34 protein-coding genes are annotated in these 19,698 nt (G+C 59.2%); 31 read left to right on the top strand and 3 right to left on the bottom strand.

The annotated features are described in order from the left end of the window. The first annotated feature begins 68 nt into the window (after window positions 1-68). The 3 genes from C167_RS0119600 to C167_RS0119590 all read left to right on the top strand — a co-directional run bounded on the left by C167_RS0119600 (window position 69) and on the right by C167_RS0119590 (window position 1,628). On the top strand, window positions 69-488 hold the full coding sequence (locus C167_RS0119600) for a hypothetical protein (RefSeq protein ID WP_017519996.1): 420 nt from the start codon (window positions 69-71) through the stop codon (window positions 486-488). Between the two features lie 5 nt (window positions 489-493). Next, window positions 494-1,342, top strand: a complete 849-nt coding sequence (locus C167_RS33360; RefSeq protein WP_017519995.1) for a hypothetical protein — start codon at window positions 494-496, stop codon at window positions 1,340-1,342. 79 nt (window positions 1,343-1,421) lie between these two features. Continuing rightward, complete coding sequence (locus C167_RS0119590; RefSeq protein ID WP_017519994.1) at window positions 1,422-1,628, top strand: hypothetical protein; 207 nt, start codon at window positions 1,422-1,424, stop codon at window positions 1,626-1,628. A gap of 204 nt (window positions 1,629-1,832) precedes the next feature. Here C167_RS0119590 and C167_RS0119585 read toward each other — a convergent pair whose 3' ends face one another. Continuing rightward, window positions 1,833-2,498, bottom strand: a complete 666-nt coding sequence (locus C167_RS0119585) for a hypothetical protein (RefSeq protein ID WP_017519993.1) — start codon at window positions 2,496-2,498, stop codon at window positions 1,833-1,835. Window positions 2,499-2,983: 485 nt separating this feature from the next. Here C167_RS0119585 and C167_RS0119580 point away from each other — a divergent pair, with 485 nt between their 5' ends. The 4 genes from C167_RS0119580 to C167_RS0119565 all read left to right on the top strand — a co-directional run bounded on the left by C167_RS0119580 (window position 2,984) and on the right by C167_RS0119565 (window position 5,039). Further along, the gene (locus C167_RS0119580; protein WP_017519992.1) at window positions 2,984-3,340 is read left to right on the top strand and encodes a hypothetical protein; all 357 of its coding nucleotides are present in this window, start codon (window positions 2,984-2,986) and stop codon (window positions 3,338-3,340) included. Window positions 3,341-3,525: 185 nt separating this feature from the next. After that, a complete protein-coding gene (locus tag C167_RS0119575; protein WP_017519991.1) occupies window positions 3,526-4,524 on the top strand; it encodes a ParB/RepB/Spo0J family partition protein in 999 nt (332 codons plus the stop codon). Between the two features lie 81 nt (window positions 4,525-4,605). Beyond that, a complete protein-coding gene (locus C167_RS0119570; RefSeq protein WP_017519990.1) occupies window positions 4,606-4,803 on the top strand; it encodes a hypothetical protein in 198 nt (65 codons plus the stop codon). Then, the gene (locus tag C167_RS0119565) at window positions 4,800-5,039 is read left to right on the top strand and encodes a hypothetical protein (RefSeq protein WP_017519989.1); all 240 of its coding nucleotides are present in this window, start codon (window positions 4,800-4,802) and stop codon (window positions 5,037-5,039) included. Before C167_RS0119570 ends, C167_RS0119565 begins: the two co-directional genes overlap by 4 nt. A 140-nt stretch (window positions 5,040-5,179) precedes the next feature. Here the strand turns inward: C167_RS0119565 and C167_RS0119555 are convergent, their stop codons facing one another. Beyond that, entirely contained in the window at window positions 5,180-6,004 is an 825-nt protein-coding gene (locus tag C167_RS0119555) for a hypothetical protein (protein WP_017519987.1), read from the bottom strand. A gap of 187 nt (window positions 6,005-6,191) precedes the next feature. Between C167_RS0119555 and C167_RS0119550 the strand changes: the two genes are divergently transcribed. From C167_RS0119550 to C167_RS0119475, 16 genes are all read left to right on the top strand, one after another. Then, complete coding sequence (locus tag C167_RS0119550; RefSeq protein ID WP_017519986.1) at window positions 6,192-6,425, top strand: hypothetical protein; 234 nt, start codon at window positions 6,192-6,194, stop codon at window positions 6,423-6,425. Window positions 6,426-6,519: 94 nt separating this feature from the next. Then, a complete protein-coding gene (locus C167_RS0119545) occupies window positions 6,520-7,341 on the top strand; it encodes a DUF6094 domain-containing protein (protein WP_017519985.1) in 822 nt (273 codons plus the stop codon). Between the two features lie 9 nt (window positions 7,342-7,350). After that, window positions 7,351-7,740 carry a hypothetical protein gene (locus C167_RS0119540; RefSeq protein WP_017519984.1) on the top strand — a complete coding sequence of 130 codons (390 nt, stop codon included), beginning with the start codon at window positions 7,351-7,353 and terminating at the stop codon, window positions 7,738-7,740. An 87-nt stretch (window positions 7,741-7,827) separates the two neighbouring features. Next, complete coding sequence (locus C167_RS32775; RefSeq protein WP_017519983.1) at window positions 7,828-8,304, top strand: hypothetical protein; 477 nt, start codon at window positions 7,828-7,830, stop codon at window positions 8,302-8,304. A gap of 429 nt (window positions 8,305-8,733) precedes the next feature. Continuing rightward, window positions 8,734-9,009, top strand: a complete 276-nt coding sequence (locus tag C167_RS34895; protein ID WP_017519982.1) for a hypothetical protein — start codon at window positions 8,734-8,736, stop codon at window positions 9,007-9,009. A gap of 57 nt (window positions 9,010-9,066) precedes the next feature. Then, window positions 9,067-9,828 (top strand): GIN domain-containing protein, encoded by a 762-nt coding sequence (locus C167_RS0119525; protein ID WP_017519981.1) that lies wholly within the window; start codon window positions 9,067-9,069, stop codon window positions 9,826-9,828. Between the two features lie 25 nt (window positions 9,829-9,853). Continuing rightward, complete coding sequence (locus tag C167_RS0119520; protein WP_017519980.1) at window positions 9,854-10,198, top strand: hypothetical protein; 345 nt, start codon at window positions 9,854-9,856, stop codon at window positions 10,196-10,198. 87 nt (window positions 10,199-10,285) lie between these two features. Then, window positions 10,286-10,810, top strand: a complete 525-nt coding sequence (locus C167_RS32770; RefSeq protein ID WP_017519979.1) for a hypothetical protein — start codon at window positions 10,286-10,288, stop codon at window positions 10,808-10,810. 47 nt (window positions 10,811-10,857) lie between these two features. Continuing rightward, a complete protein-coding gene (locus tag C167_RS34890) occupies window positions 10,858-12,183 on the top strand; it encodes a hypothetical protein (protein ID WP_017519978.1) in 1,326 nt (441 codons plus the stop codon). 126 nt (window positions 12,184-12,309) lie between these two features. Beyond that, window positions 12,310-12,600 (top strand): hypothetical protein, encoded by a 291-nt coding sequence (locus C167_RS0119505; protein WP_017519977.1) that lies wholly within the window; start codon window positions 12,310-12,312, stop codon window positions 12,598-12,600. A 3-nt stretch (window positions 12,601-12,603) separates the two neighbouring features. After that, the gene (locus C167_RS0119500) at window positions 12,604-12,795 is read left to right on the top strand and encodes a hypothetical protein (protein ID WP_017519976.1); all 192 of its coding nucleotides are present in this window, start codon (window positions 12,604-12,606) and stop codon (window positions 12,793-12,795) included. Between the two features lie 46 nt (window positions 12,796-12,841). Further along, entirely contained in the window at window positions 12,842-13,135 is a 294-nt protein-coding gene (locus tag C167_RS0119495; RefSeq protein ID WP_017519975.1) for a hypothetical protein, read from the top strand. 129 nt (window positions 13,136-13,264) lie between these two features. Next, a complete protein-coding gene (locus tag C167_RS0119490; protein ID WP_017519974.1) occupies window positions 13,265-13,636 on the top strand; it encodes a hypothetical protein in 372 nt (123 codons plus the stop codon). A 15-nt stretch (window positions 13,637-13,651) separates the two neighbouring features. Continuing rightward, window positions 13,652-14,059 carry a hypothetical protein gene (locus tag C167_RS33355; protein ID WP_017519973.1) on the top strand — a complete coding sequence of 136 codons (408 nt, stop codon included), beginning with the start codon at window positions 13,652-13,654 and terminating at the stop codon, window positions 14,057-14,059. Continuing rightward, window positions 14,056-14,403 carry a hypothetical protein gene (locus C167_RS0119480; RefSeq protein WP_017519972.1) on the top strand — a complete coding sequence of 116 codons (348 nt, stop codon included), beginning with the start codon at window positions 14,056-14,058 and terminating at the stop codon, window positions 14,401-14,403. Before C167_RS33355 ends, C167_RS0119480 begins: the two co-directional genes overlap by 4 nt. 196 nt (window positions 14,404-14,599) lie before the next feature. Continuing rightward, entirely contained in the window at window positions 14,600-14,779 is a 180-nt protein-coding gene (locus C167_RS0119475) for a hypothetical protein (RefSeq protein WP_017519971.1), read from the top strand. 65 nt (window positions 14,780-14,844) lie between these two features. Here C167_RS0119475 and C167_RS0119470 read toward each other — a convergent pair whose 3' ends face one another. After that, complete coding sequence (locus C167_RS0119470; protein WP_017519970.1) at window positions 14,845-15,546, bottom strand: ERCC4 domain-containing protein; 702 nt, start codon at window positions 15,544-15,546, stop codon at window positions 14,845-14,847. Between the two features lie 218 nt (window positions 15,547-15,764). Here C167_RS0119470 and C167_RS34575 point away from each other — a divergent pair, with 218 nt between their 5' ends. The 8 genes from C167_RS34575 (at window position 15,765) to C167_RS0119430 (ending at window position 19,673) form a co-directional block, all read left to right on the top strand. After that, entirely contained in the window at window positions 15,765-15,998 is a 234-nt protein-coding gene (locus C167_RS34575; RefSeq protein ID WP_017519969.1) for a hypothetical protein, read from the top strand. A gap of 55 nt (window positions 15,999-16,053) precedes the next feature. Beyond that, entirely contained in the window at window positions 16,054-16,419 is a 366-nt protein-coding gene (locus C167_RS0119460) for a hypothetical protein (protein ID WP_017519968.1), read from the top strand. 143 nt (window positions 16,420-16,562) lie between these two features. Continuing rightward, a complete protein-coding gene (locus tag C167_RS0119455) occupies window positions 16,563-17,270 on the top strand; it encodes a hypothetical protein (RefSeq protein ID WP_017519967.1) in 708 nt (235 codons plus the stop codon). A 177-nt stretch (window positions 17,271-17,447) separates the two neighbouring features. Next, window positions 17,448-17,678, top strand: coding sequence for a hypothetical protein (locus tag C167_RS0119450; protein WP_017519966.1), 231 nt, complete (start codon window positions 17,448-17,450; stop codon window positions 17,676-17,678). Between the two features lie 347 nt (window positions 17,679-18,025). After that, a complete protein-coding gene (locus C167_RS0119445) occupies window positions 18,026-18,526 on the top strand; it encodes a hypothetical protein (RefSeq protein WP_017519965.1) in 501 nt (166 codons plus the stop codon). A gap of 11 nt (window positions 18,527-18,537) precedes the next feature. After that, complete coding sequence (locus C167_RS0119440; RefSeq protein ID WP_017519964.1) at window positions 18,538-19,032, top strand: hypothetical protein; 495 nt, start codon at window positions 18,538-18,540, stop codon at window positions 19,030-19,032. Between the two features lie 129 nt (window positions 19,033-19,161). After that, entirely contained in the window at window positions 19,162-19,326 is a 165-nt protein-coding gene (locus C167_RS34885) for a hypothetical protein (protein ID WP_017519963.1), read from the top strand. A gap of 83 nt (window positions 19,327-19,409) precedes the next feature. Beyond that, window positions 19,410-19,673: a hypothetical protein gene (locus tag C167_RS0119430; protein WP_235154340.1), complete on the top strand. Its 264-nt coding sequence runs from the start codon at window positions 19,410-19,412 to the stop codon at window positions 19,671-19,673. Window positions 19,674-19,698 lie beyond the last annotated feature (25 nt).

Below are 19,698 nucleotides of genomic sequence, written 5' to 3'. Positions count from 1 at the left end.
GGGGCCTCGGCCCCCGTTTCATTTCCAGGCTGTGATGGTCGCCTTATCATTGGTCCAAAGAATCCGGAGTGTGGAAATTGAAAACGGGCCCCATCACCGTAGCGTTTTCGCTGTTTTGGCCGTTGCTAGTCGTCTGGTGTGCAGCGGAAGTTGGTAAGACATTGCAGGTCTACGACAATGCACTTGTCTTGGTCAAAGACAAGGGCGCGTGTGAGGTGCTCAACCTTCCGGCCGAGGACGGCTGCCGCGTAAAGGGACGTCTTGAGATGAACCTCGATCGCTCCTGGTCGCTACAACCCAACTCTCTCGGGTCTGTGTACATCCGCATGCCGCAGGACACATTCCCGTTCTCCTACAGCGTTGACGATTACCACATCAAGGGCGGGAAGCCAGCAATTGGCGCGCTCGTCCTGGTGACCCTCGCATTATCCCTGCTCAGCCCTTTCCTCATCTGGCGCGGCCGGAAGAAATCCGCGCCACGGCGGTAGTAGTCATGAGCACGCTCCCAGGGTTGAACCCGGGTAAGGGCCTGAGCAACGACCTCAGGGCCTTTCAGATGGTGAAGAATGTCGGCTGCCTGAAGGACGGTGCGCACGCCGCTTCTGTCCTTATGGAGGCGCATTTTGATCAGATTCTGAAGCAGGTGAAAGCCGGCGATTGGGGAGCGTTGAACAACCTTTGCACCCTCTGCAGCAACGCAAACGAGATCAACCTCCTCCGGCGCTATTTCATCCTGTTCTTGCCGGTGACCTTCAAGGCCGATGGCAAGTACATGCGAGACAAGGCGCCCTATGACGAAGAACGGGTTCGCCGGCTGCTGATCAGTCCAGCCGTCTACAAGCGCCTCGAGGCCACGAAGCTGGTCATCACACTCGATACTCTGGAGAAGATCCAGGTAGCGATTGAACCTGTCGCTGCGGACTGGCGGGCCTACCTTCTCGACTATCTGAAGTGGCCGCGCACTGACGCTCCTGTGGGTCTCGGCGCGCTATTCGATGTGGAGTGGGTTACTGCCGGCATGCTGGCCCACCACGGCTATCACGTAGGCCAGAATGGCGAGCCCAGCCACACACGCATTCGTATACTGGATCAGCTGCTGAAGTCGGATCTGAACAAGACGCCCTTCTCTGAGGCCTATCTTCGGGAATGGGGCGGGCCGGGCGGCCTGGTGCGACTCCTCAAGATGGCAAATACCATCGCCGCACTGTGTCGCAACGCCAAGCGCAAGCCTGGGAACTTCCAGGCTGCAATTCAGGACTGGGAATCGGATCTGGAGTATCTGCACGACACTCACTTCGTTCAGTTCCTGAAACAGACCTTAGGGACATGGCCTACGACCTGACACCAGGCGTTCCCAACACCCCAAGCAGGCTGGGCCGTCCACCTGGTAGCTCAAAACTAACGATTAGGAAATCGAACCCATGTTCTACAAAGCAGTTGAAGCAGCATTCCAAGCTGGGAAAGTGCGCGTAGGCCTTCCGGCACTTGGCCATACTGGCGGCATCACGATCGAGGCGAATGGACTGATCGGGCTGAAATCGGTGTTCCTCAGCCGCGCGGAACGACACAAGTTGGCCGAACTTTGCAAAAGCGATGCATTGGCCGCAAAGGCAGGTGAGCCGAAGTAAAGAGTAGCGACATGCTCGCTCCGCTTCTGGCTGGATGATTTGACACTGAGCTTCCCCAGCAGCACAGAAGCCTTCAGAGGAAGAATCCCTACACCACTCCCAGGTGGCAGTAGCATTTCTTCCTAGGCGTTGCCTGATCGCTCCGGCAGGAACGAGAAAGCCGCCTCACGGCGGCTCTCAAAGGCTGAAGGATGTGCCCGACGATCACTGCTTCTGTGACAGAGCCTTATTCTCATCGTTGATCTGGTTTTCAGCCAGGCACTTGGCGTTGATCACTTGCTTCAGAGCGTCGGGGTCTAGATCAGGGAAGGTCTCGTAAGCGGCAATCACACCTTCCCGCATAAGTACCTTCTGCGAGTCAGAAATAGATTGCGCATCGATCGCACGGAACCACTGATCAGCCGGGACAAGCTTCTCACGCCCTTGAGCCGCCATGGAGGCGCGGCTGGCCTTTAAATCGCACAGCGTCTTAGTGTACTCACTGGGTGCCACAGCCCTGGATTGGATTGCAGTCTTCAACGTTCCAGAAGTCTGATCGAGGTTCATGCCACGAGCTGCGGCTTCAGATTGCCAGCGAAGACAAAAATCTACCGCAAGCCTCTTGATCACCGTGGGGTTGGCGTAATTTTGCTCGCCATATGCAGATGCGATGGCCTCTTTGCGCAAGGTCACCTGGTCCTGGGTGAAATTGCCGCTGTTCAGTCCTTCAAGAGAGCTTTCCTTGGACACGCCGGTAGAACGCGCCAGTGCGTAGAAGGCATACACCTCCCCTTCCGCATCGCAGTGCTTCTGCATTTCACGAGTGGGACCGTCTGCGTATGCGTGGAGCGCGATCAAGGAGATGAGCAGGGCGAGTCCTTGTTTGAGCATGTCGAGTCCCTTCGGTGAGATGGTGGCGACATGCTATACGCCGCAATGCAGGCGCTTCAAGAACTGAAGGGCGGTTCGGGGACCTTGCAAAGGGGATTCGCTGCAGTGGGCATTCGTCATTCCGCCTTGCCAGGACTCAAACGCTTGGCCTTGGGCCGATCAAGATGCCATGCAAAGCTGCGGACATATCAGAGCTGCCATTCAGTTTGCTCCAGGGCGGTCAGTGTTGGATTCATAGCTTCGGTACTGATCATCTGCAGCTCATGCACGGAGTCAACGGAGCGCACCGCATGCCTCTCCCAGACCTGACCGAATGCGCCCAGCTGGCCCCCAGGCTGGCAGTTCAAGAAATCAGGTCTCGACACAGGCTGGGGGCATCTTAGGTGTTCCGGGGGGATGTATTTCGCTTGGATGATTCTGGCACGCGAAGGCTCAGGAGACGATGGCCACATCGCAACCGAACCACTCGACAGAGAGAAGCCGCCATGCAATTCACCCCTAAATACTTCGCCGCCAAGCAAGTCATCGCCGCCAACCTGGTAGCAAATGGCTGGGCAGCTGCCAGCCAACTGGACATGGAGATTTGCTGCGTGGTGGCCCGTCTGGACGTGGAAACCATCGTTGGCACCAAGACCGCATCGCTGAGCCTGGAACCGCGCTCGTCCGGCTTCCAGCTGGTAGGAAACTACATCAGCGAGGGTGACAACGTCCTCAGCACCGATTGGCTGAACGTGCCGGAGGGCATGAGCAGTGAGCAGATCGCGGAGAAAATTCCGGCCTTCTTGGCCGCGGTCAACAAGAGCATCGATCAGAGCTACGCCCGCCGCCTGTTCCTGCGCTGACCACAGCACGCTCCACGAAGGCCCGCCACCGCGCGGGCCTTCTGCATTTCCGGCCCCTACGTTTGGGGGTGAAAGAGTGTGATCGCAGGAGAAATTAGCCCACCAAAAAATCATCCGGCGCCGGTTCTGGCACGCGTCGGTCGCTCCGAAACTGACCACATCAACCGAACAGGAGCGACACCGCCATGACCACCAAGACCATCGCCAGCAACATGATCTCCGATATCGCCATGACCGCCCTGGCTGGCTGCAACTCTCTGCGCAGCATTCACGACACGGCCAAAAAGATGATCACCAGCGGGCAGCTGGGACTGGACCTGGAGCCGAAGCGCAACAATGCCTTCGAAATGCCCTGCGGCCTCCTGGTGTGTAACATCGACGAAGCCATCCGCAGCGAGTTCGACCAAGAGGCGGTGCGTGGTTTCGCCGACTCCTACGCCGCCGGCGATTACGTCGAGCCGATGGGTGTCGTCGCTGAGAACGGCAAGCTGCGCGTGGTGACCGGCTTCACCCGCTACGCAGGTCTGACCCTGGCAATCTCTGAAGGCGCCGATATCAAGCGCGTGTGGGTCAACCAGGTTGAAGGTGGCCGCGCCAACGAACTGGTGCGCCAGCTGGTAAGCAACCAACAGGTACAGGTCTCTCCGCTTGACCTCGCCAACACCTACCGCGAGCTGATCGAAGATCACGGCTTCACAGTGGCGGGCGTAGCCAAGGCAATCCGCCGCAAAGAACCCCACGTGCGCAAGATGCTGGACCTCCTCAAGGTTGCTCCGGAGGTGCAAGAGATGGTCGCCAATGGGCAGGCTTCGGTGACTACCGCCCTAAACGCTGAGCGCCACTGCAAGGCCACAGGCCAGGACACCGTCGTGCACATGCAGGAGCAACTCGCCCAGGCGCAGCGCAACGGTTCCGACAAGATCACCCCGAAGACCCTCGCCGCGACGTCTGCTCTGTACGGCCGCAAGGACATCAGCGTCGCTGCCCCGGTTCTGGCACAGCTGGCCGATCAGCTGGAGAAGGTTCTGCCGTTCATGGCTAGCGCTCCGGAGAGCGTGAAGCTGGAACTGACCCTGACCAGCGCTGACCTGGATCTCCCGGAACTGGCAAAGGCTCTGGCCAACCTGCGCGCCGTGTTCAAATCGTCCCAGGGCGACACTGCGCCAGCAGTTAAAGTTGGCTGATCAAGCGCCAGCATGAGACAACCGCCCCCAGAGGACTGGGGGCGCTATTCAGACTCCATCCCCTCAGAAAGGAATCCACTTATGGCCCAGGCCTCAAAAGTCCATGCCTACAGCTTTGATCCGGAGCGAGCGATGCCGGTGGCCATCGCCAAGGCTTATCACACCTGGGGCCTGCGTGGCACCAAGTGCGGATACATGCGGAAAGTCACCTTGAATAACGATGAGGTGACCTGTAAACACTGCCTGCGAATTATCGCTAATGCCGGAGACCGGAAATGAACTTACCCATCACCCTCCCTGAAGGTTGGTCGGCCGAAGCTGATGAATCCTTTGGGGTGATCATCACCGCTGTCGGCCAGGGCGGGCACAAAGGCTTCGTTACCGTCAGTGAGACTCTCCGCGGCTACGAGCTGGGCATGGCAAGGGTCAGGCAGCGCAAGCACTACTCTGGTCGATACTGGCGGAAAGAACTGTACGAAGAGGCCGTCGCCGCCCTCCAGGCCGCATTGAGCTAGTAACCCCTCCCCACTCCAGGAACCACCGTTGTGGCAGAACAGCCGAAGGCTTCCGAACTTCCCGTGGGGCATCTCCCCGATAATGACCTCCCCACAATCGGTGTGGCCGTGATCGTGGGTGCCGTGATGGTCGCCCAGCCCTAAGCTGTGGAGTAAGCCTGAGGGGACTGATGCTGGATAGGCCGACGGGTCGGCCTCAATTGGAGCTGCAGCTTAGGGTTTGAAGAGATGGCCTTGTCGCGCAGCTTCCGCAGGAATGGAATCCGGGTGTACTCAGAAACCCAACATTCCAGATCAACCATGTACTCCGCCCCGAGCCGGTCTCGAATGCACTTGTAGAGCGCGGACCTGAACTGCAGCTCTGAGAGCAGCTTGACCTCGCTCCGCTGCTGCTCCCAGGTGGTTTTGAGTTCCCAACTGCGCTTCCCTTTACCGGTCGTTTCAATCTCGCGATTCATCGCAACTACAGCGTCATAGGCTCGGAGCTTCGCAACCTGGATGGCTTGGAGCAGTTGAGTGTCGGTGTGGTCGCGCTGATTTGCCCAGGTCGGAAAGTCATGGCCATACACCCCTGCCTCCCAGAACTGACACCGGATAGAGCCAACGGCACTGAGAATATCCGTCCTGAGCTTCGAGAACTCTGTTAGGTATCGCTGGCGCTGAAGCGCGTGGACCTCCGCGAGGACATCAGCACCAGAGTGCAGTAGCACGCCAAGGGCAAGGGATCGATCAGTACGGATTTCGACCCGCACATGCATCTCGCTTCTGAGCACTTCTAGCTGAGTGTGGAGTTTCCGCTGTGCACTCTGATCGCGCCGGCGGACCGCAGAGTGCAGGCGGTTCTGGATGACACCGATTGCCCCAGAGCAGAGCGCTACGACGGTTCCATGCCGAGGGCTATTTCGGATGAAGCTGAGGAAATCGGCCTCGCTGGTGATCGCTGTTTTCACCCGGATATACGGCATCTGATGTCTCCCACAAAGAGACGACGAGAGTATCCAATGGTGTCATGTCCCCCCTCCCAAAGCGCGGGTCTAATTTTCTCTGACGCTGCATGGAGTCCCCACGCTCGAATTCCGGCCCTGCATTTTGGGTTGAACCCCGAAGCGGGTGGCCGCAGCCTCAGCTCCCATCAAACGCATTGGGTGCTACATGTTGGACTTCATCAAATTCCTACTCTCGACGGATGGAGCGTGGTGGAACCTTGGGCTGAACGGGTGTGCGATGGTCCTGGCTGTACTGACGTTCCGGCTGGCGAAGCGCATGCGGCCAAGCTGGGAAATTGGGTACCTGGCCTTCAGCTGGACCGGCTTGGCGCTTGCATTTTTCGTCGTCGTCTGGTTGCTGATCTCGTTCCGCTTGCAGTTGGGTATCCTGCTGTCATGACCACTTTGTCACCCCGGCGCTCACTAGCCTGGTGGTGGCACTGGTGACCTGCCCTGATCCTGAGTCCAGAAAATCACGGACCAGGACTCACCCCATGAGCAACGACATCACCCAGATCGCCCTCGGCCAGTATCCGACGCCCGCCTGGGCCGCAGCAGCAATCGTCCGGAAAAACTTCAGCCACCTCACCGGTACCGACTTCGTGGTAGAACCGACCTGTGGGCCTGGCCGGTTCCTCCAGGCAATCCCGGCTCATGTCCCTGCAATGGGGATTGAGATCGACCCGAGCCTGGCCCAGCAAGCACGCGAGCTGACTGGCCGGAGAGTGGTCACCGGCGACTTCTTCGACATCGAGGTCGAGGAGCGGCCCACTCTGGTGCTGGGCAACCCACCCTTCCAGACCAAGTTCATCGAGCGCCTGCTCGATCGCGTGCACGGCATGCTGATGGATGACGGCCAAGTGGGCTTCGTTCTGCCCTGTTACTTCCTACAGACCGCGGCGCGCGTGTGCCGCTACAACGAGCTTTGGGCCATTCAGCAGGAAATGCTGCCTCGGAATCTCTACGACGGGCTCAAGTACCCCCTGGCATTCGTGACCTTCACCAAGGACCAGCAGCGGCTGATGGTCGGCCTTAGCCTCTATCACGAACTGGCGTACCTGCAGAGCCTGCCCAAGGACATCCACGAGGCAATGAAGCAGGGCCCGGCGACCTGGCGCGCCATCGTCGCTGATGCGCTTGACCTGTTCGACGGTGAAGCGTCCCTGGAGCAAATCTACTCCTACGTCGCAGATCGCCGCCCTACCGAAAATCCGAACTGGAAGGCCCAGGTGCGCAAGGTGTGCCAGATGACAGCCCGCCGCATCGCTCCCGGCCGCTACGCCAAGCCGGAGCAACTCGACATGCTGGCAGCGTGAGGATTGGTGATGACCAAGGTTTCCCAGGACAAGCTGCAGGAGATGATTGCCGAGTTCCAGGCGGGAGAGGTGATCGCTGACCATCTTCCCTTCACATTCCCGTCAGGATTCGAACTCAGGACGGTGCGGCCGCAATGTAGCTGCTGCCAGGGCGAAATCCGAAGTCAGGACTTCAGGGGAAGCTGGAACCAGGTGCTGCCCAACGTGGTGATGATTGATGGCCACGGGGTATGCCACCACTGCCGCACCATCAGTGCATTTCTCTTCCGGGTGCGGGCTGACCCGCAGTTGGTGCTCGAAACGTATCTGGGTCAGGGCCAGTGGAATCGCTGCACTGGTCAGATCGGAATCTTGGGAAGGATCAAGCGCCAGCTCAAACTTCTGTTTACCAGGCGCTGATGGGCATCAGCTCCGATTGCTCTCTACTTGGTTCTGGCACGCCCCCTCTACCTCTACGCTGGGCTCCATCGAATAAAGGAGCCCACTATGACCATCACAACTGATCCCCTGGTAAAAGCCAAAGTCGGCGTTCTCGAGACTCTGGACCTCTACCTCCAAGTAATCCACGACTTCGCCGATGAAGCCGCATTCGAGCGCTGGTGGTTCAAGAATGGAGACGAGGACCTCGGCCTGACCAGCGAGCAGGTGGTCCAGATTTTTCGCGAGCTCAAAGTACAGGTTTACACCTTCAAGAGCTGTCTCGCGGAATACCGCCGCATCCTCACTGGCAATCCAGACAAGGCCCTGCGCCTTGACGATTACCACTACGCCTACCTCACCGATAACGGCGACCTCATCGGTCTGGGGCTCAGTCGAGATGGAACCATTTCCGAGGCCGAGCCGTTCGACTTCGACGGAGATGCTTTCAACAGCTGCATCGGCGGTTGGATGGGCGAGAACTACCTCGACACCCTCAACCACATCAGCGCCGGAGTGCTGGTCGACGTCCCCTGCAAGTTCTGACCGATCACCCAACCCCCGGGATCGCAGGGGGCTGGTTTGGTTGGTACCCGAATTTCAGCGTTGAGAAAATCATCCTCAGCGCGAACCGGGTCGCACGTGGCACCGCAGCGCCCCCCCCCCAAACAAGTGGAGCCAACATGTCGTTCATCCCGTCACCTTCGAAAGCCGGGGCCCAGGCCGTGGCAACACCGCGACTGCAGGCCTTTGGCCTATCAATCAACGGATACGAACTCCGGAACGCTCTGGAGTTTCTGGCCCCGGGCAGCACTCCGGAGCAGTTGTCCCACCGTCTGGTGATCGAGTTGCACGACGCCAAGCAGGAATTTCGCTGCACAGAGTCAGGTCTGTACGCGCCACGAGAGACACCCCCACGATATCGCCATTCTCCTGGTCGACCATGAACCGGCTCAGCCACTGCCAACCCAGGGCATGGCCGCGTTCGATGCAGACGACATGGATGCTGAGCTGTTCCAAGGACCAAGCCTGGTAATGAACGGCTACCAGCTGCAGAACGCACTGGAGTTCTTGGCTCCAGACGGTACCCCTGACCAGCTTGAGCAGACCCTGGTGATCGAACCCCATGAGCAGGACGCCGATTTCCCAGAGACAGGCCTGTACGCCTACCACGACGAGTGCCCCGAGGAAGGGGCAATCCTGTTGCTCGACCACGACGTCAACGCTTCTGGCACACCCGCATCGGCCTGATCATCTTCGCTACCAACTCAAGCCACAGCGCCGATAGAGACGTAGAAGGACCTCGTAATGACCAACTCTCTCACCGAATTTGCACCCGAAGCCAAGGGGACCGAATGGGACCGCGCCAAGGACTACGTAAAGGACTCGCGGCCGATTGCTCAGGTGAAGAAACTCGACATCAAGGGCGCTGTAGATGTCGTTTTCTTTCGAGACGAGACCCCGCGACTGGTAGTGGCCGGTGAAACGAATGAGGCGGTGGAGCGAGTTCTGACCAGCATCTCGGGCGACAAACTGATCATCGAGCGGGAAGGTAACGTGATCATTGCCGGCGGCGGGAACATCAATGTCTCCGGCAACGGCAACATCGTGGTTGGCCGAGACATCCACGTCGGCGGGATTCACATCCAATTCAATGGGCCTAAGGGCTCCATCAATGTCGGCAGCAACTCCACCAGTGCAGGTCGCGTTCTGGTGGCTATCAGTCTGCCTATTGCGCCCCAGGTCCGTGTCAAAGGCAGCGGCGACATCAGCCTGTATGGCCTGCAGCAGGAAGAGTTCGAGGTCAGCGTCAAGGGCTCGGGAGACGTGACTGTGCAAGGCACCGTCCACAACCTGGAAGTCGACATCGCCGGCTCCGGCGATGTCGATGCGCGTGACCTAGCAGCAGCAGCGGTAGACCTCAGCGTCGCAGGTTCTGGCGACATCAAAGCATCCGCCAGCCAATCGGCACGTGCACGCGTGGCAGGCTCCGGCGACATCGTGATCTACGGCAACCCGGCACAGCGCGATCACCGTGTAGCCGGCTCCGGCAAGATCAAATTCAAGTAATCCGCGGCCAACAAGGAACAGCACCATGAACTCTCAACTTCTCGATGCTCGTGAACGTGCCAACCAATTCGCCAAGCTGCACCTGAGCGAGTGTGCGGCCGAGCTTCTTTCCTGGAAAGAGACCTCCATCCTGCTCCCTGGCGGGAAGGTGCGCCAGCTCGCGCAATTGTGTGCTGAGTACACCGGCAACGTCGCCTCCCTGGGTGTGGCTGAGTCGACGATCAACGCGGCAGCACTGGCTGCACAAGCGATGCCGGCCAAGACGGACTTCCATCAGCTCTGGGATCGCCACGGAGTTGACGGCGAATCCTACGACGTCGCTCAACAGTGGTTCGCGCTGGGTCGGCAGAGCACTCCGTTAGCCAGTTGAGGCTGGGCTTCTGGCACAGCTAGACGAGACGAAGATGTGGTCACGCAGCACCAGACCACATCAACCTCAGTCACAGGAACCGACCAGATGAGTAAAAAGCAGGAACAAGCCTCCCCCTCCCCGGAGTCTGCCACCACCCAGACCACCCTTGCCGACCTGGAAGCTCGTCTTCACAAGGCCGAGCAGGAGCTGTCCGCAGCACAGGCAGAGATCGCGGTTCTCACCGCTACGCAGACCTACAACCTGTGCCGCTGTGGTGAACAGTGCCCTCCTGTTGTCACCCATGAGAGCAATAGCCTCGGCAAATTCCTCAAGGCCGCCTGCCCAAGCTGCAAAAAGTCTGTCTCGACCTTCACCGAGCCTGGCCTGATCAGTCTCTGGAACACGTTCGCGAAGAAGCGCCGGCCCGTCTGCAGTGACTCTCAGGCTAGCGACCAAGTTCGCACAGCGATCTACGAGCTTCTGCGCAGCACCTACGTCAACGGCTACCAAGCCGGGCAGCAGGACGCCCGAACCAAGAACAACTCGAATTACCACCCCAGCGGAGCAGCTCACGAAGGCATGGGCGTTCTCGTTGGTCTCCTTCCGCTTGAGGCACTCCAGTTCGAGTGATCGAACTTGGAGCACCTTCTGTTCGCCCCGAAACCCAGGAAACCAAGATGACCAACACCGCCCCGCCCCCTCAAGAAGACATTCAGAAGACGGTGGTACCCGTGAAGTTCAGCCCGGCCATGAACGACGTGGAGATCGCTATTGGTGGCGTCGTGCATTACGACCACGGTCCCAACGTCGCCGAAGCGCTGGCGCGGCTCCATATGTTGGATGCCCCCACGCTTGCGAAACCCAAGCCGGAGCTCGGTTGCGAATATCGTGGCACTCATTTTGGCGCAGTCTACCCGGACGCCCAGTGCCACGAGGGTTATCTGTGGGACGAGGACAGCTGCGACGAGCCAGGCGGCCCCCTGCTCAAGGGCGGCGACATTCCCTGCCCCAAGTGCAATGCCAAGGAGTATGCGCAGTACCAGCGTGAGTGTGGTGAAGAGCAGCCCTGCGACGACGCTGACCGCAACATCGCGATGGCTCGCACGCTGTTTGAAGAGATGGCCCTCATTGCAGACGAGGAGCAGTGCATTCGGATGCTGGCAAGCGCACTGACGGAAGCACAGGCCGATGCAACCCGTGACGAAGCCCGGGCCAGAATCCCCGACCTCGAGGCCATTGCGCACGCCGGCAGACCCCAGAAACTCACAGTCCGTATCAAGCATCCCGATAACGAGCCCACCGGCTGTAGCAGCCTGCTGAACTACCACGAACCGACCAGGGAGCTGCTCATCAATGCGGGTATCCCCCTGGCCAGGCATACGCGCAACCCGATCGTCAGCTTCGGGATGATCGAGTGTCGTACGACCGATGGTTATATCGAGTACACCTGGGCGAAGTCTCAGGACATCTTGCTCGACAAGACCATTCCGGCAGCGGATCAGTCCCGCGTTGACGCGATGAAGGATGCACCCAAACCCGAAGTTGTGGCCTCGCTCCTGCTGGGCGGCATCGACGGTTCCGAGTACGGCGACAACGACATCCAACTCGACACCAAGGCAGTAGAGCGCCTGCAGGGTGAGCGCGTGACCACCACCGATGACGTTGTGGTGGAGTTGGTAACCGCCGATCAGTACAAGGTCGATACCTCGGCGCTGGAGATCCGGGCTACCAATCTTGAACGCCTGGCGATGGCAAACAAAACGCTTGCCGACTCGTATCAACGAGAACGAGATGCAGCCGTAGCCGCAATGGCCTCCCGCCGCGGAGAGCTCCCGCAAAACTGGCTCATCGAACGCACCGGCGAACGCATCGTTATCCAGCATCAGGTCAATGGTGCGGGCTATGCAGCATCGAGGACCGGTGCCAGCGGCATTGCAGAGTCTGTTCTGTACCTGCTCGCAGAAGACCTGCTCAAGGCTGCAGCTACGAACGGCAAGGCATGAACTGCGCCGCTTCGCCTCCGGGCTGGTTCTGGCACGGCGGAGCCCGAGCAATCATCACCGGGCTTCAGTGATACGCCACAGAGAGTCTGCTGCGCTCCAAGAGGGGCGACCAAAGGGAGAACCAAGATGGAACAACTGACGCTGGATGGTCAGCCGGTCGTGAAGACCCTGGCCCTACGCTGTTACCTGATCAACGACACCTGTTACTACGCCGCCGGCGACGAGACGGAAGCGCGCCAGCTGCACCGCGACATCCATGAAGTTGAAGAAGACGAGATCGACGAGTGCGTCGAAGTTGTAGGCGACCTGCTCGACAAGCCCTGGCAGGAGGAAGACAAGCCCGGCGTCTTCGTCGGTACCCTCCGTCAGTGGCTGGCCGAAGCGAAAGAGCCAACCCCTCTGGCTGATACGGAGTAAGCGATGACCACTGCGGTTGAAACCAAGAACGACTATCCGTCCCTCGAGTGCCCGATCTGTGGACGCATGACCAAACCACGCAGCTTGAACCGGAACGGTAGCGTCACCTACAGCTGCTCTCCCGACCATGAGAGTCATGGCCAGCGCTACACCTGGCGCATCGCAGTGAACGGCGAACTGGTCGAGAAGTGGTGACGCTCCACTGCACCCCGGCATAACCCTCAGGCCCAGGAGACGATTAATGGCCAAATTCAACGCTGAAAAGGTCCTCTGGCTGGCCAGCCTGGAGCGTCCACTACACGTCGCACCGATGGAGGCCGCTCGGTTCAGCGATCTGGACGGAATCGTCGAGGAACGGGTCGCCCTGGGCCATCTCGAAAAATGCGGCTCCGATGATTCCGGCGACTACTACCGCTGCACCCACGCCGGCTTGATCGATCTCTACAAGATGAAAATTGCCTGGCGGAAGAAGAACGGAAAGTCGATCGACAAGGAGGTGGCCAAGCTCAACGAGCTGCAGGCCATTCCCAGCTAAATCATCACCCGCGCCTGCCGGGTTCCCCGCAGCAGGCCCGTTACCCCTTCCGGGGGGTATCGGAGAGTGCCTGGCAGTGCCGGCCACTCTCCCATGCCCCCACACACTGCAACCTCAAGGTTGTTCAAGATGAAGCTACCCGTTTCTGCCCCGGCTCTCGGCCTGGCCATCTCAGGACTGCTGATCTCGGCCTTCTGCTGTTTCGCGTTGGTCACGCTCGCTTTGACTGGTGACTTCCAAGCGTTCGATCCTCCCGTCCTCGAAGGCACTGTCGCCTATAGCCGGGGAGTCAGCCTTGGGGAGGCACAGTTCCGGTGGGTTGCTGCCGGCGGCCTGGTCTTGGCCGTCCTGGTCCTGCTGAATGCCTTTTGCCTTGTAGTCGTAAAAGACGGATTGAATTTGACCCAGCTTCCCAAGGACGTCGATGCAGTGTCGATGACATCCACCACTTTCGGGATTTTGCCCATAATGGTCATCTTCTCCCTATGGTTCCCGCACTGAGGATTCGAATCGCCGATGCGCTGGCAACTGATCGAGGCCGTGGTCCTGGATAAACCGGTGGAGGGTGATCCCTGCAACGGCTGCGGGCTTTGCTGTGTCGCTCAGGTCTGCGACCTGGGCATGGCCTTGGGCGACGATCGTAACTGCCGCGCGCTGATCCAGAACGAGGATTTCACCTTCTCCTGCGGCCTGGTGGTCGCCCCCTACCGGTACCTTGCTGATCAGGACCTTGAGGCCTGGCTGGCGCTCGACAGGATGAGCGGTACCAACGCCGGCGAGGAAGCTTTGAAGCAGATGAACGCCGAGGCGCTGGGTGCCGGCCGCGGCTGTGACTCCGACGACGAGGAAGCAGCGAAGATCTTCGAAGAGGCGCTGGACAACTGGCAGCTGAGCCTGCCGCTATTCGTAGGAGCACCTGAGTGACCGACATTATTGAGAGAGCACGCTCACTCAGAGGGCAACCGTTTCACGAACCTACGGATGATCTAGCGGAGCGCGCGCGCAAGGTCCTCAAACGTGCCGAGCAAGCAGCGGAAGAGACATTGGGCACGAGACAGGAAAGTAACGCCAAAGCTGCTGTGCAGGAGGCGGAACAAGCCCTGATCGAGGCTACCCGGTCTAATTCGGCAATGGCAAAATCAAACCAAGGTAGGAGGCACCTTCATGAGGGGGTGACCGCTGGAGTTGCGGCAGAGGACTCTATTGCAATGGCCAAGGAATTCTTAAAGGAGATCGAACAACAAACCAACTCTGCCCCACAGAACTGATTGCATGAGAGAGTGGCTTGACCGGAACCCGGTAGCCCCGACCGCGGATACGGCCTCAGGATGAGGCTGGGACAGCGCAAGACGCGCCCTCGCAGCGGCGGCACATCGCGCCGGCAGGTGTCAGCAGGCCACTCTCCCATGCACCCCAGCGCCAGCTGAACCTGGCGATGACTCCCGAAGGACAACAGGTACCAACATGGCACAGAGCCTCGACCAGTTTGTAGAAGAGATGAAGCAGGACCTTGAGGCTTTCGCTGCCAAATATCGCAATTCGCATGCGGAGAACCCCGAGCACTATCCCCTGGTGCTGGGCGACGACAACGCCGGGCTGTGGCTGGAGTTCTTCACGGGTTTCGTCACCGGGGAAGACGTGTAATTCCAACTGCCCCAAAAGAAAGGCCCCGCGATGCGGGGCCTTTTGCTTTCGGGGTCAGGACCTCATCAGACCAGTGGCTCGGTGGCCGGGGGATCGGCCAGCAACGATGGTTGGTCCTCAATCGACTCGCCCTCCGGAACCTGGAAGTGAATCCCGTCGTGTATGGCCTGGGCCTTCTTTGGGCCGATGCCCTTCACTGCGCACAGCTCCTCAACCGAGGCGTTCATTACCGCATGCACGGAGCGGAAGTGATCGAGCAATTTGCGCGCGGCGACCGGGCCACAGCCGTTGAGTCCTTCCAGGGTGAACAGAGACTGGCCGACGCCGGCGGGTACTTTGCCCTTGCGCGCTGCCGGGATGTATCCCAGGCCGTCTTGCTCATGCTTGGCGAGCCTGTAGATCATCGCCGCGGCCCTGTTGCTGCCCTTGTACCAAAGCACCGTTTGTTGCAGGACAACGGCGAGGTAGCTCAGGGCTCCCTCCAGAGCTTCGGGCGCGATCTTGCTTCGCACCGCAAAAACATCCCCTTCGATCAGCCAGAGCTTGCGCTTGAAGTTCAGGTCCATTTTTGAGGATTGGTTGATGAACCTGCCATCCGTGACGCTGATGCAAAAGTCTGAGGCAGTCTTTCTTTCCACGACCAGGTCTGCACTCAGGACGTAGTCGCCCACCTCCAAGTTTACGATCTCCACCTCTGCCCCCAGCTCACGCAGGGCATCTGGGATGCGCGAGGCGATTTCGCGCGCGTCGACGTAGATCTTGACCATTGCATTACCTGAATCAGTAGGCTTTGAGTCTCAATATACCGGCAACCAGCTCAACCGCCAGGCAGAGTGGCCATTCCGACTCCCAGAGCCGAGAGGGGTTGGTTTGGTAGGGCTAGGGTGCAGGTCCGACAACTCAGTTAGAATCTGAAACACGAGCCCAACCCGGTCCCTATAGGGCGGCGACACCCGAAGGAAAAATCAAGGACGAGGATTGGATAATGAAACGACTACCTGAAGGGGTGCGCCGAGTCTGCCTTATTCTGGGGATCGTAGTAGCCGCATGCTGGGTGCTTTGGGTTGCCATCGAAACGGAAGGTTTCATGCGCATCAAACCTGGGGGGTGGGTCATCGTGGCGGCCATAGCCCTCGTCACCTACTTTGTCCCCTCTTCCCTGTACCGAATCTATACGTGGGTGAGGGAAGGCTTCGCGATCGATAAGGCAGCGAAGTGACTGCGGGCTCGACCCCGCAAGCTCAAATACATCTCAGAGACAAGGAGTGAATCTGATGGGACAAGCCAAGAACCGCGGCACCCTGGAAGAACGCGTAGCCCAGTCAATCGCGGCGAAGCACAAAGCGGCCGCTGAGTTGGGCCTCGTAGAGCGGACTCTTGATGACATCCGGGACGAACTCGGTATACCAACTGGCTCGCCATTCCTGGGGTTCCTCGTACACCAGCCCGACACCGATGAGTTTCTGGTCGACTGCAGCGAAGGCGCTGATGTAATTACGAGGTCATGGTCCCAAAACCCGGGCATGGCTCAGCGCTTCGGCTACTACATCGATGCCCACCGGATGGCTCGGGAAGGGCGTGATATTGTCGTTGGCCTATTCGAATCCGAATCTCAGTATCTGGTTGCTGAAGTCGTCTAACGGCCATCGGCGCCCTGGTTGATACCGGATATTCGGACCTCAGAAACCGCGCCACCCTTTTTGCCAACAGACCAGATGACCTGGTTCTGGCACACCCGATCGGCTCTGATCATGGGTGCATCTCAACGAACTTGGATGCACCCATGAAAACCGTGGCTCTTAGGGGAAACCTTCTCAACTTCTACGTCGCGCTGGCGCTGGGCAACTTCAGTGAAGATCAAGACTGGGCCCCCTTCGACTTCTGGGAAGGCGAAATCCGTTATCGCGGCAGATCATTCAGCCCGCTCACCCAGCTCAATGACATCTGGCCGGAGGTTATCCGACTGCGCCTCTCAACTCAGGATGCCGGAAATGGCTACTGGCTTGTGACCCTGCCGAAAAAGTCTGCAACTCGGCAGGCCTTCACCGACGCCGTGGTGACCTACCCGTCTTTCTGTGTTGCTGATCCCCTTCACGGCTACTGCCTGGCTGTCGTCTGGAGTGTCTTCGGAGAGGACGTCCCGAATGCTTTCGAATCCACCTGGGCGGGGCACGTTCCGCTCGAACTCTACAACGTGCCGTTCGATACACCGGTGGACTTCGACGGCGCCGTCAAGCAATACCAGATCGCAGAAGCTACCAAGCTGATCGACAAGCCCGCTCAGAGTCCTGAGTTCCCGCAGTGCATCGAATCGGCCTGCAAGGTGCTGGGCATTACGCTGCAAAAAGTGAGGGTGCAAACCGCCGTCAAGCGAGCGACGATTCAGGTGAACACCCCTTCCAACGCAAGCGCTCTGGTTAAAGCACTCCTTGCCGCCGGCTACAAAGCCGAGGCCTGCACTCACAACGGCATCCACGAAGTCCTCATCTGAGCCTGCAGCGTCGTCCGCCGAAACAGCGGGCGGCGCTCCTCCCGCTTCAACTTCGCACCTCAAGCCTGAAAACCCAACCAGCTCCAGACGAAAAATCCATCTTGGGCCTGGTGGTGGCACATACGGTACGGCTCGAACATGGCCACATCAGAAACGAGAACTTGCCAGGAGAATCCCATGAGTGCCAAGCCCTCCCACCTCGAACAGCTCACCGCCCTCGGTTATCGCCTGCTCACCGGCAACATGCGCTTCGTGGCCGCTATGTCGTCTGGGCACTCGGTCTATGCCCAGGATCAGGTTGGAGCACTGGTGAAGATCAGTTGCAACCGGGGCGACTTGTCTGCCACTCCCGTCCCGGAAGGCCAAAAGCTGGCCGCGCCGGCGTTCCAAGTCCACCGTACCCTATGACCCGGAGCCTGCCCTATGTCGTTCAACCGGAAAAAGATGGCAGTCAAAAGACGGCACATGGAACCGCGCCTTCTACGAATTCTGGGAGGTCGATACTGACGATGATGACTTCGACCCGGAGTGGGATGTGGAATACGGTGAGGACTTCAACTGGGTCTCCACCGGTCACTTGACACTCGAAGCAGCGGAAGAAAGTTGGAACGGGGCCAATCCAGGCGGGTGGGATGAGTATCCCTACTCCCCTGCGGATGCAGCTGCATGCGATGAGTTTGACCAGAAAGCACAGGCGTTCAAGGCACCCCGTAGGCGATAATCCGGGCCTGGCATGGCCCATCAAGGAGAAAGGCATGCACATCAGCATTTTCCACTCGATTAAGGCCCCACTGGTGGGCCACCGCTTCGCCTACACGATGCTCACCGAGGTTTACGAGGGCTGCGATATCCTCGCTAAGGTGGCATTTCTGAACGGGACTGCCGGCATTTCCGGTATGTGCTTGGTAAACATCAACAAGGGAACGATGCCCAGCTCAGACGATATTCTGGCGGTTTTCAACGGCCGTAAGTTCGCACGTCTGGAGAGCGAGATCATTCTCAATGACCTGTGCGAATCCCTCTATCAAGAGAGCCGCCGGCGAGCCATGGACATGGCGAAGCTGCACGTGCGCCAATTGGCGGGGGAGCTACTTTCCTGGCAAAACACGGGGGTGCTAGGGGATGGGACCAAGCTCGAAGAGCTCGCGTCGATCTGTGCCGAGTACCGCCTGGCCGGTGATCATTATCAGGAAGCAGAACGCCTTGTGACCACCGAGGCTTTGGTTTTCACCAACCAAGCGACCCAGGTCGAGTAAGAGGGAACTAAATGGTCCGTAAAGTTGCGAAAGCTCGCCGCATCGAAGTCAGTACGGGCGCAGCTGATATCACGTGCGTTTCCGCCGATGACTTCGAATTGAGCGTTGAAGCCTGCTCTTCGGCCTTGGATGCCTTCAAGCGGATCGACCCGACCCTGGCCTTCAAGGACTGGGAGGAAGGCTCCACCGGCTATAGCATCGAACGAGCGCTTGCCGACGCCGCCCGCCGCTGCCGTGTAGTCAGCGAACGTGAGCAGGAAGATTCCCCTCGGCGCACCTCCCGCTTGAGTGTGTTTCGTGCCGGCCAGGAAGATCTACAGTGCATCCCTCTCCCTGCGTACGAGAAATCACTGAAGGCCTGCGCGGCCGCTGCGAAGGTCATGGGTCGCCTTGACCCTGAACTCAGCTTCAAGGACTGGGCCGACTCCAACGGCGCCAGCATCGAGCGCAAGCTGGCAGTAGCTGCTCGGAAGTGCAAAGACATCACCGACGCCGAGGCCGCCTAAAGGCCTGACTTTTTCCAGCGCATCTCTTGCGGATACCTGCCATCGGCGCTGGTGGCACACTCCACCGAGCTTTCAAATCCTCTGACGGCCATTCAAGGTCGAAACCAACTCCAGATTGAGGACTACAACATGGACACCATCGGCCCCAATGGAATGACAATCCCCGCCGCCCTGATGGACGAGTGCAAGAAGCTAATTGAGGCCGGACAAGCGATTCAGGCCATCCGGAAGTATCGCGCGGAGACCGGGTGTGGCCTGCAGGTAGCGCGCCGGGCGCTCGGTTTGGGTCTCTGACTTCAATGAGAGTACAGCCAACAAACGTGCTGGGGAGTCACCCCACCATCCTGCCGCCTCCTACCGATGCCGAGATCGAGGGGATGAAAGCCACTGGCTTCCTGCTCGAAGCGAAGCGCTTCCCTTGCGGTCGGGTCGCCGGTGTCATGAAGTTCATGTTTACCTACGCGATCATTGCCGACCTCACCCGTCAGAGTTATTCCCGTCGCTGGTGCTATAGCGACCGGATGGCCACGTTATGCGCCCTGGACGACTGGGACGATTACGAAACCCGCCCCGAAGGTTGGCACCGAGAAGCACACTCCGGCGAGCGCCGGCAGAAGGACGGCACCACAGAGTGGTATTGACTGCCGGCTGGTGGTGGCACGCCTA

The sequence above is a fragment of the Pseudomonas nitroreducens TX1 genome, assembly GCF_000313755.1.
Taxonomy (GTDB): domain Bacteria; phylum Pseudomonadota; class Gammaproteobacteria; order Pseudomonadales; family Pseudomonadaceae; genus Pseudomonas; species Pseudomonas nitroreducens_A.
This window is presented reverse-complemented; position numbering and strand designations above follow the sequence as displayed.

What these genes read in the sequence shown, in the direction of transcription:
- C167_RS0119490 (WP_017519974.1), top strand. Translation starts at nt 13,265, where the DNA reads ATGAAGCTACCCGTTTCTGCCCCGGCTCTCGGCCTGGCCATCTCAGGA.
- C167_RS0119440 (WP_017519964.1), top strand. Translation starts at nt 18,538, where the DNA reads ATGGTCCGTAAAGTTGCGAAAGCTCGCCGCATCGAAGTCAGTACGGGC.
- C167_RS34890 (WP_017519978.1), top strand. Translation starts at nt 10,858, where the DNA reads ATGACCAACACCGCCCCGCCCCCTCAAGAAGACATTCAGAAGACGGTG.
- C167_RS34895 (WP_017519982.1), top strand. Translation starts at nt 8,734, where the DNA reads ATGGCCGCGTTCGATGCAGACGACATGGATGCTGAGCTGTTCCAAGGA.
- C167_RS0119555 (WP_017519987.1), bottom strand. Translation starts at nt 6,004, where the DNA reads ATGCCGTATATCCGGGTGAAAACAGCGATCACCAGCGAGGCCGATTTC.
- C167_RS0119525 (WP_017519981.1), top strand. Translation starts at nt 9,067, where the DNA reads ATGACCAACTCTCTCACCGAATTTGCACCCGAAGCCAAGGGGACCGAA.
- C167_RS0119565 (WP_017519989.1), top strand. Translation starts at nt 4,800, where the DNA reads ATGAACTTACCCATCACCCTCCCTGAAGGTTGGTCGGCCGAAGCTGAT.
- C167_RS0119505 (WP_017519977.1), top strand. Translation starts at nt 12,310, where the DNA reads ATGGAACAACTGACGCTGGATGGTCAGCCGGTCGTGAAGACCCTGGCC.
- C167_RS0119580 (WP_017519992.1), top strand. Translation starts at nt 2,984, where the DNA reads ATGCAATTCACCCCTAAATACTTCGCCGCCAAGCAAGTCATCGCCGCC.
- C167_RS32770 (WP_017519979.1), top strand. Translation starts at nt 10,286, where the DNA reads ATGAGTAAAAAGCAGGAACAAGCCTCCCCCTCCCCGGAGTCTGCCACC.
- C167_RS0119585 (WP_017519993.1), bottom strand. Translation starts at nt 2,498, where the DNA reads ATGCTCAAACAAGGACTCGCCCTGCTCATCTCCTTGATCGCGCTCCAC.
- C167_RS0119495 (WP_017519975.1), top strand. Translation starts at nt 12,842, where the DNA reads ATGGCCAAATTCAACGCTGAAAAGGTCCTCTGGCTGGCCAGCCTGGAG.
- C167_RS0119540 (WP_017519984.1), top strand. Translation starts at nt 7,351, where the DNA reads ATGACCAAGGTTTCCCAGGACAAGCTGCAGGAGATGATTGCCGAGTTC.
- C167_RS33355 (WP_017519973.1), top strand. Translation starts at nt 13,652, where the DNA reads ATGCGCTGGCAACTGATCGAGGCCGTGGTCCTGGATAAACCGGTGGAG.
- C167_RS0119430 (WP_235154340.1), top strand. Translation starts at nt 19,410, where the DNA reads ATGAAAGCCACTGGCTTCCTGCTCGAAGCGAAGCGCTTCCCTTGCGGT.
- C167_RS0119575 (WP_017519991.1), top strand. Translation starts at nt 3,526, where the DNA reads ATGACCACCAAGACCATCGCCAGCAACATGATCTCCGATATCGCCATG.
- C167_RS34575 (WP_017519969.1), top strand. Translation starts at nt 15,765, where the DNA reads ATGAAACGACTACCTGAAGGGGTGCGCCGAGTCTGCCTTATTCTGGGG.
- C167_RS0119455 (WP_017519967.1), top strand. Translation starts at nt 16,563, where the DNA reads ATGAAAACCGTGGCTCTTAGGGGAAACCTTCTCAACTTCTACGTCGCG.
- C167_RS33360 (WP_017519995.1), top strand. Translation starts at nt 494, where the DNA reads ATGAGCACGCTCCCAGGGTTGAACCCGGGTAAGGGCCTGAGCAACGAC.
- C167_RS0119470 (WP_017519970.1), bottom strand. Translation starts at nt 15,546, where the DNA reads ATGGTCAAGATCTACGTCGACGCGCGCGAAATCGCCTCGCGCATCCCA.
- C167_RS0119445 (WP_017519965.1), top strand. Translation starts at nt 18,026, where the DNA reads ATGCACATCAGCATTTTCCACTCGATTAAGGCCCCACTGGTGGGCCAC.
- C167_RS32775 (WP_017519983.1), top strand. Translation starts at nt 7,828, where the DNA reads ATGACCATCACAACTGATCCCCTGGTAAAAGCCAAAGTCGGCGTTCTC.
- C167_RS34885 (WP_017519963.1), top strand. Translation starts at nt 19,162, where the DNA reads ATGGACACCATCGGCCCCAATGGAATGACAATCCCCGCCGCCCTGATG.
- C167_RS0119570 (WP_017519990.1), top strand. Translation starts at nt 4,606, where the DNA reads ATGGCCCAGGCCTCAAAAGTCCATGCCTACAGCTTTGATCCGGAGCGA.
- C167_RS0119545 (WP_017519985.1), top strand. Translation starts at nt 6,520, where the DNA reads ATGAGCAACGACATCACCCAGATCGCCCTCGGCCAGTATCCGACGCCC.
- C167_RS0119550 (WP_017519986.1), top strand. Translation starts at nt 6,192, where the DNA reads ATGTTGGACTTCATCAAATTCCTACTCTCGACGGATGGAGCGTGGTGG.
- C167_RS0119475 (WP_017519971.1), top strand. Translation starts at nt 14,600, where the DNA reads ATGGCACAGAGCCTCGACCAGTTTGTAGAAGAGATGAAGCAGGACCTT.
- C167_RS0119460 (WP_017519968.1), top strand. Translation starts at nt 16,054, where the DNA reads ATGGGACAAGCCAAGAACCGCGGCACCCTGGAAGAACGCGTAGCCCAG.
- C167_RS0119500 (WP_017519976.1), top strand. Translation starts at nt 12,604, where the DNA reads ATGACCACTGCGGTTGAAACCAAGAACGACTATCCGTCCCTCGAGTGC.
- C167_RS0119590 (WP_017519994.1), top strand. Translation starts at nt 1,422, where the DNA reads ATGTTCTACAAAGCAGTTGAAGCAGCATTCCAAGCTGGGAAAGTGCGC.
- C167_RS0119450 (WP_017519966.1), top strand. Translation starts at nt 17,448, where the DNA reads ATGAGTGCCAAGCCCTCCCACCTCGAACAGCTCACCGCCCTCGGTTAT.
- C167_RS0119520 (WP_017519980.1), top strand. Translation starts at nt 9,854, where the DNA reads ATGAACTCTCAACTTCTCGATGCTCGTGAACGTGCCAACCAATTCGCC.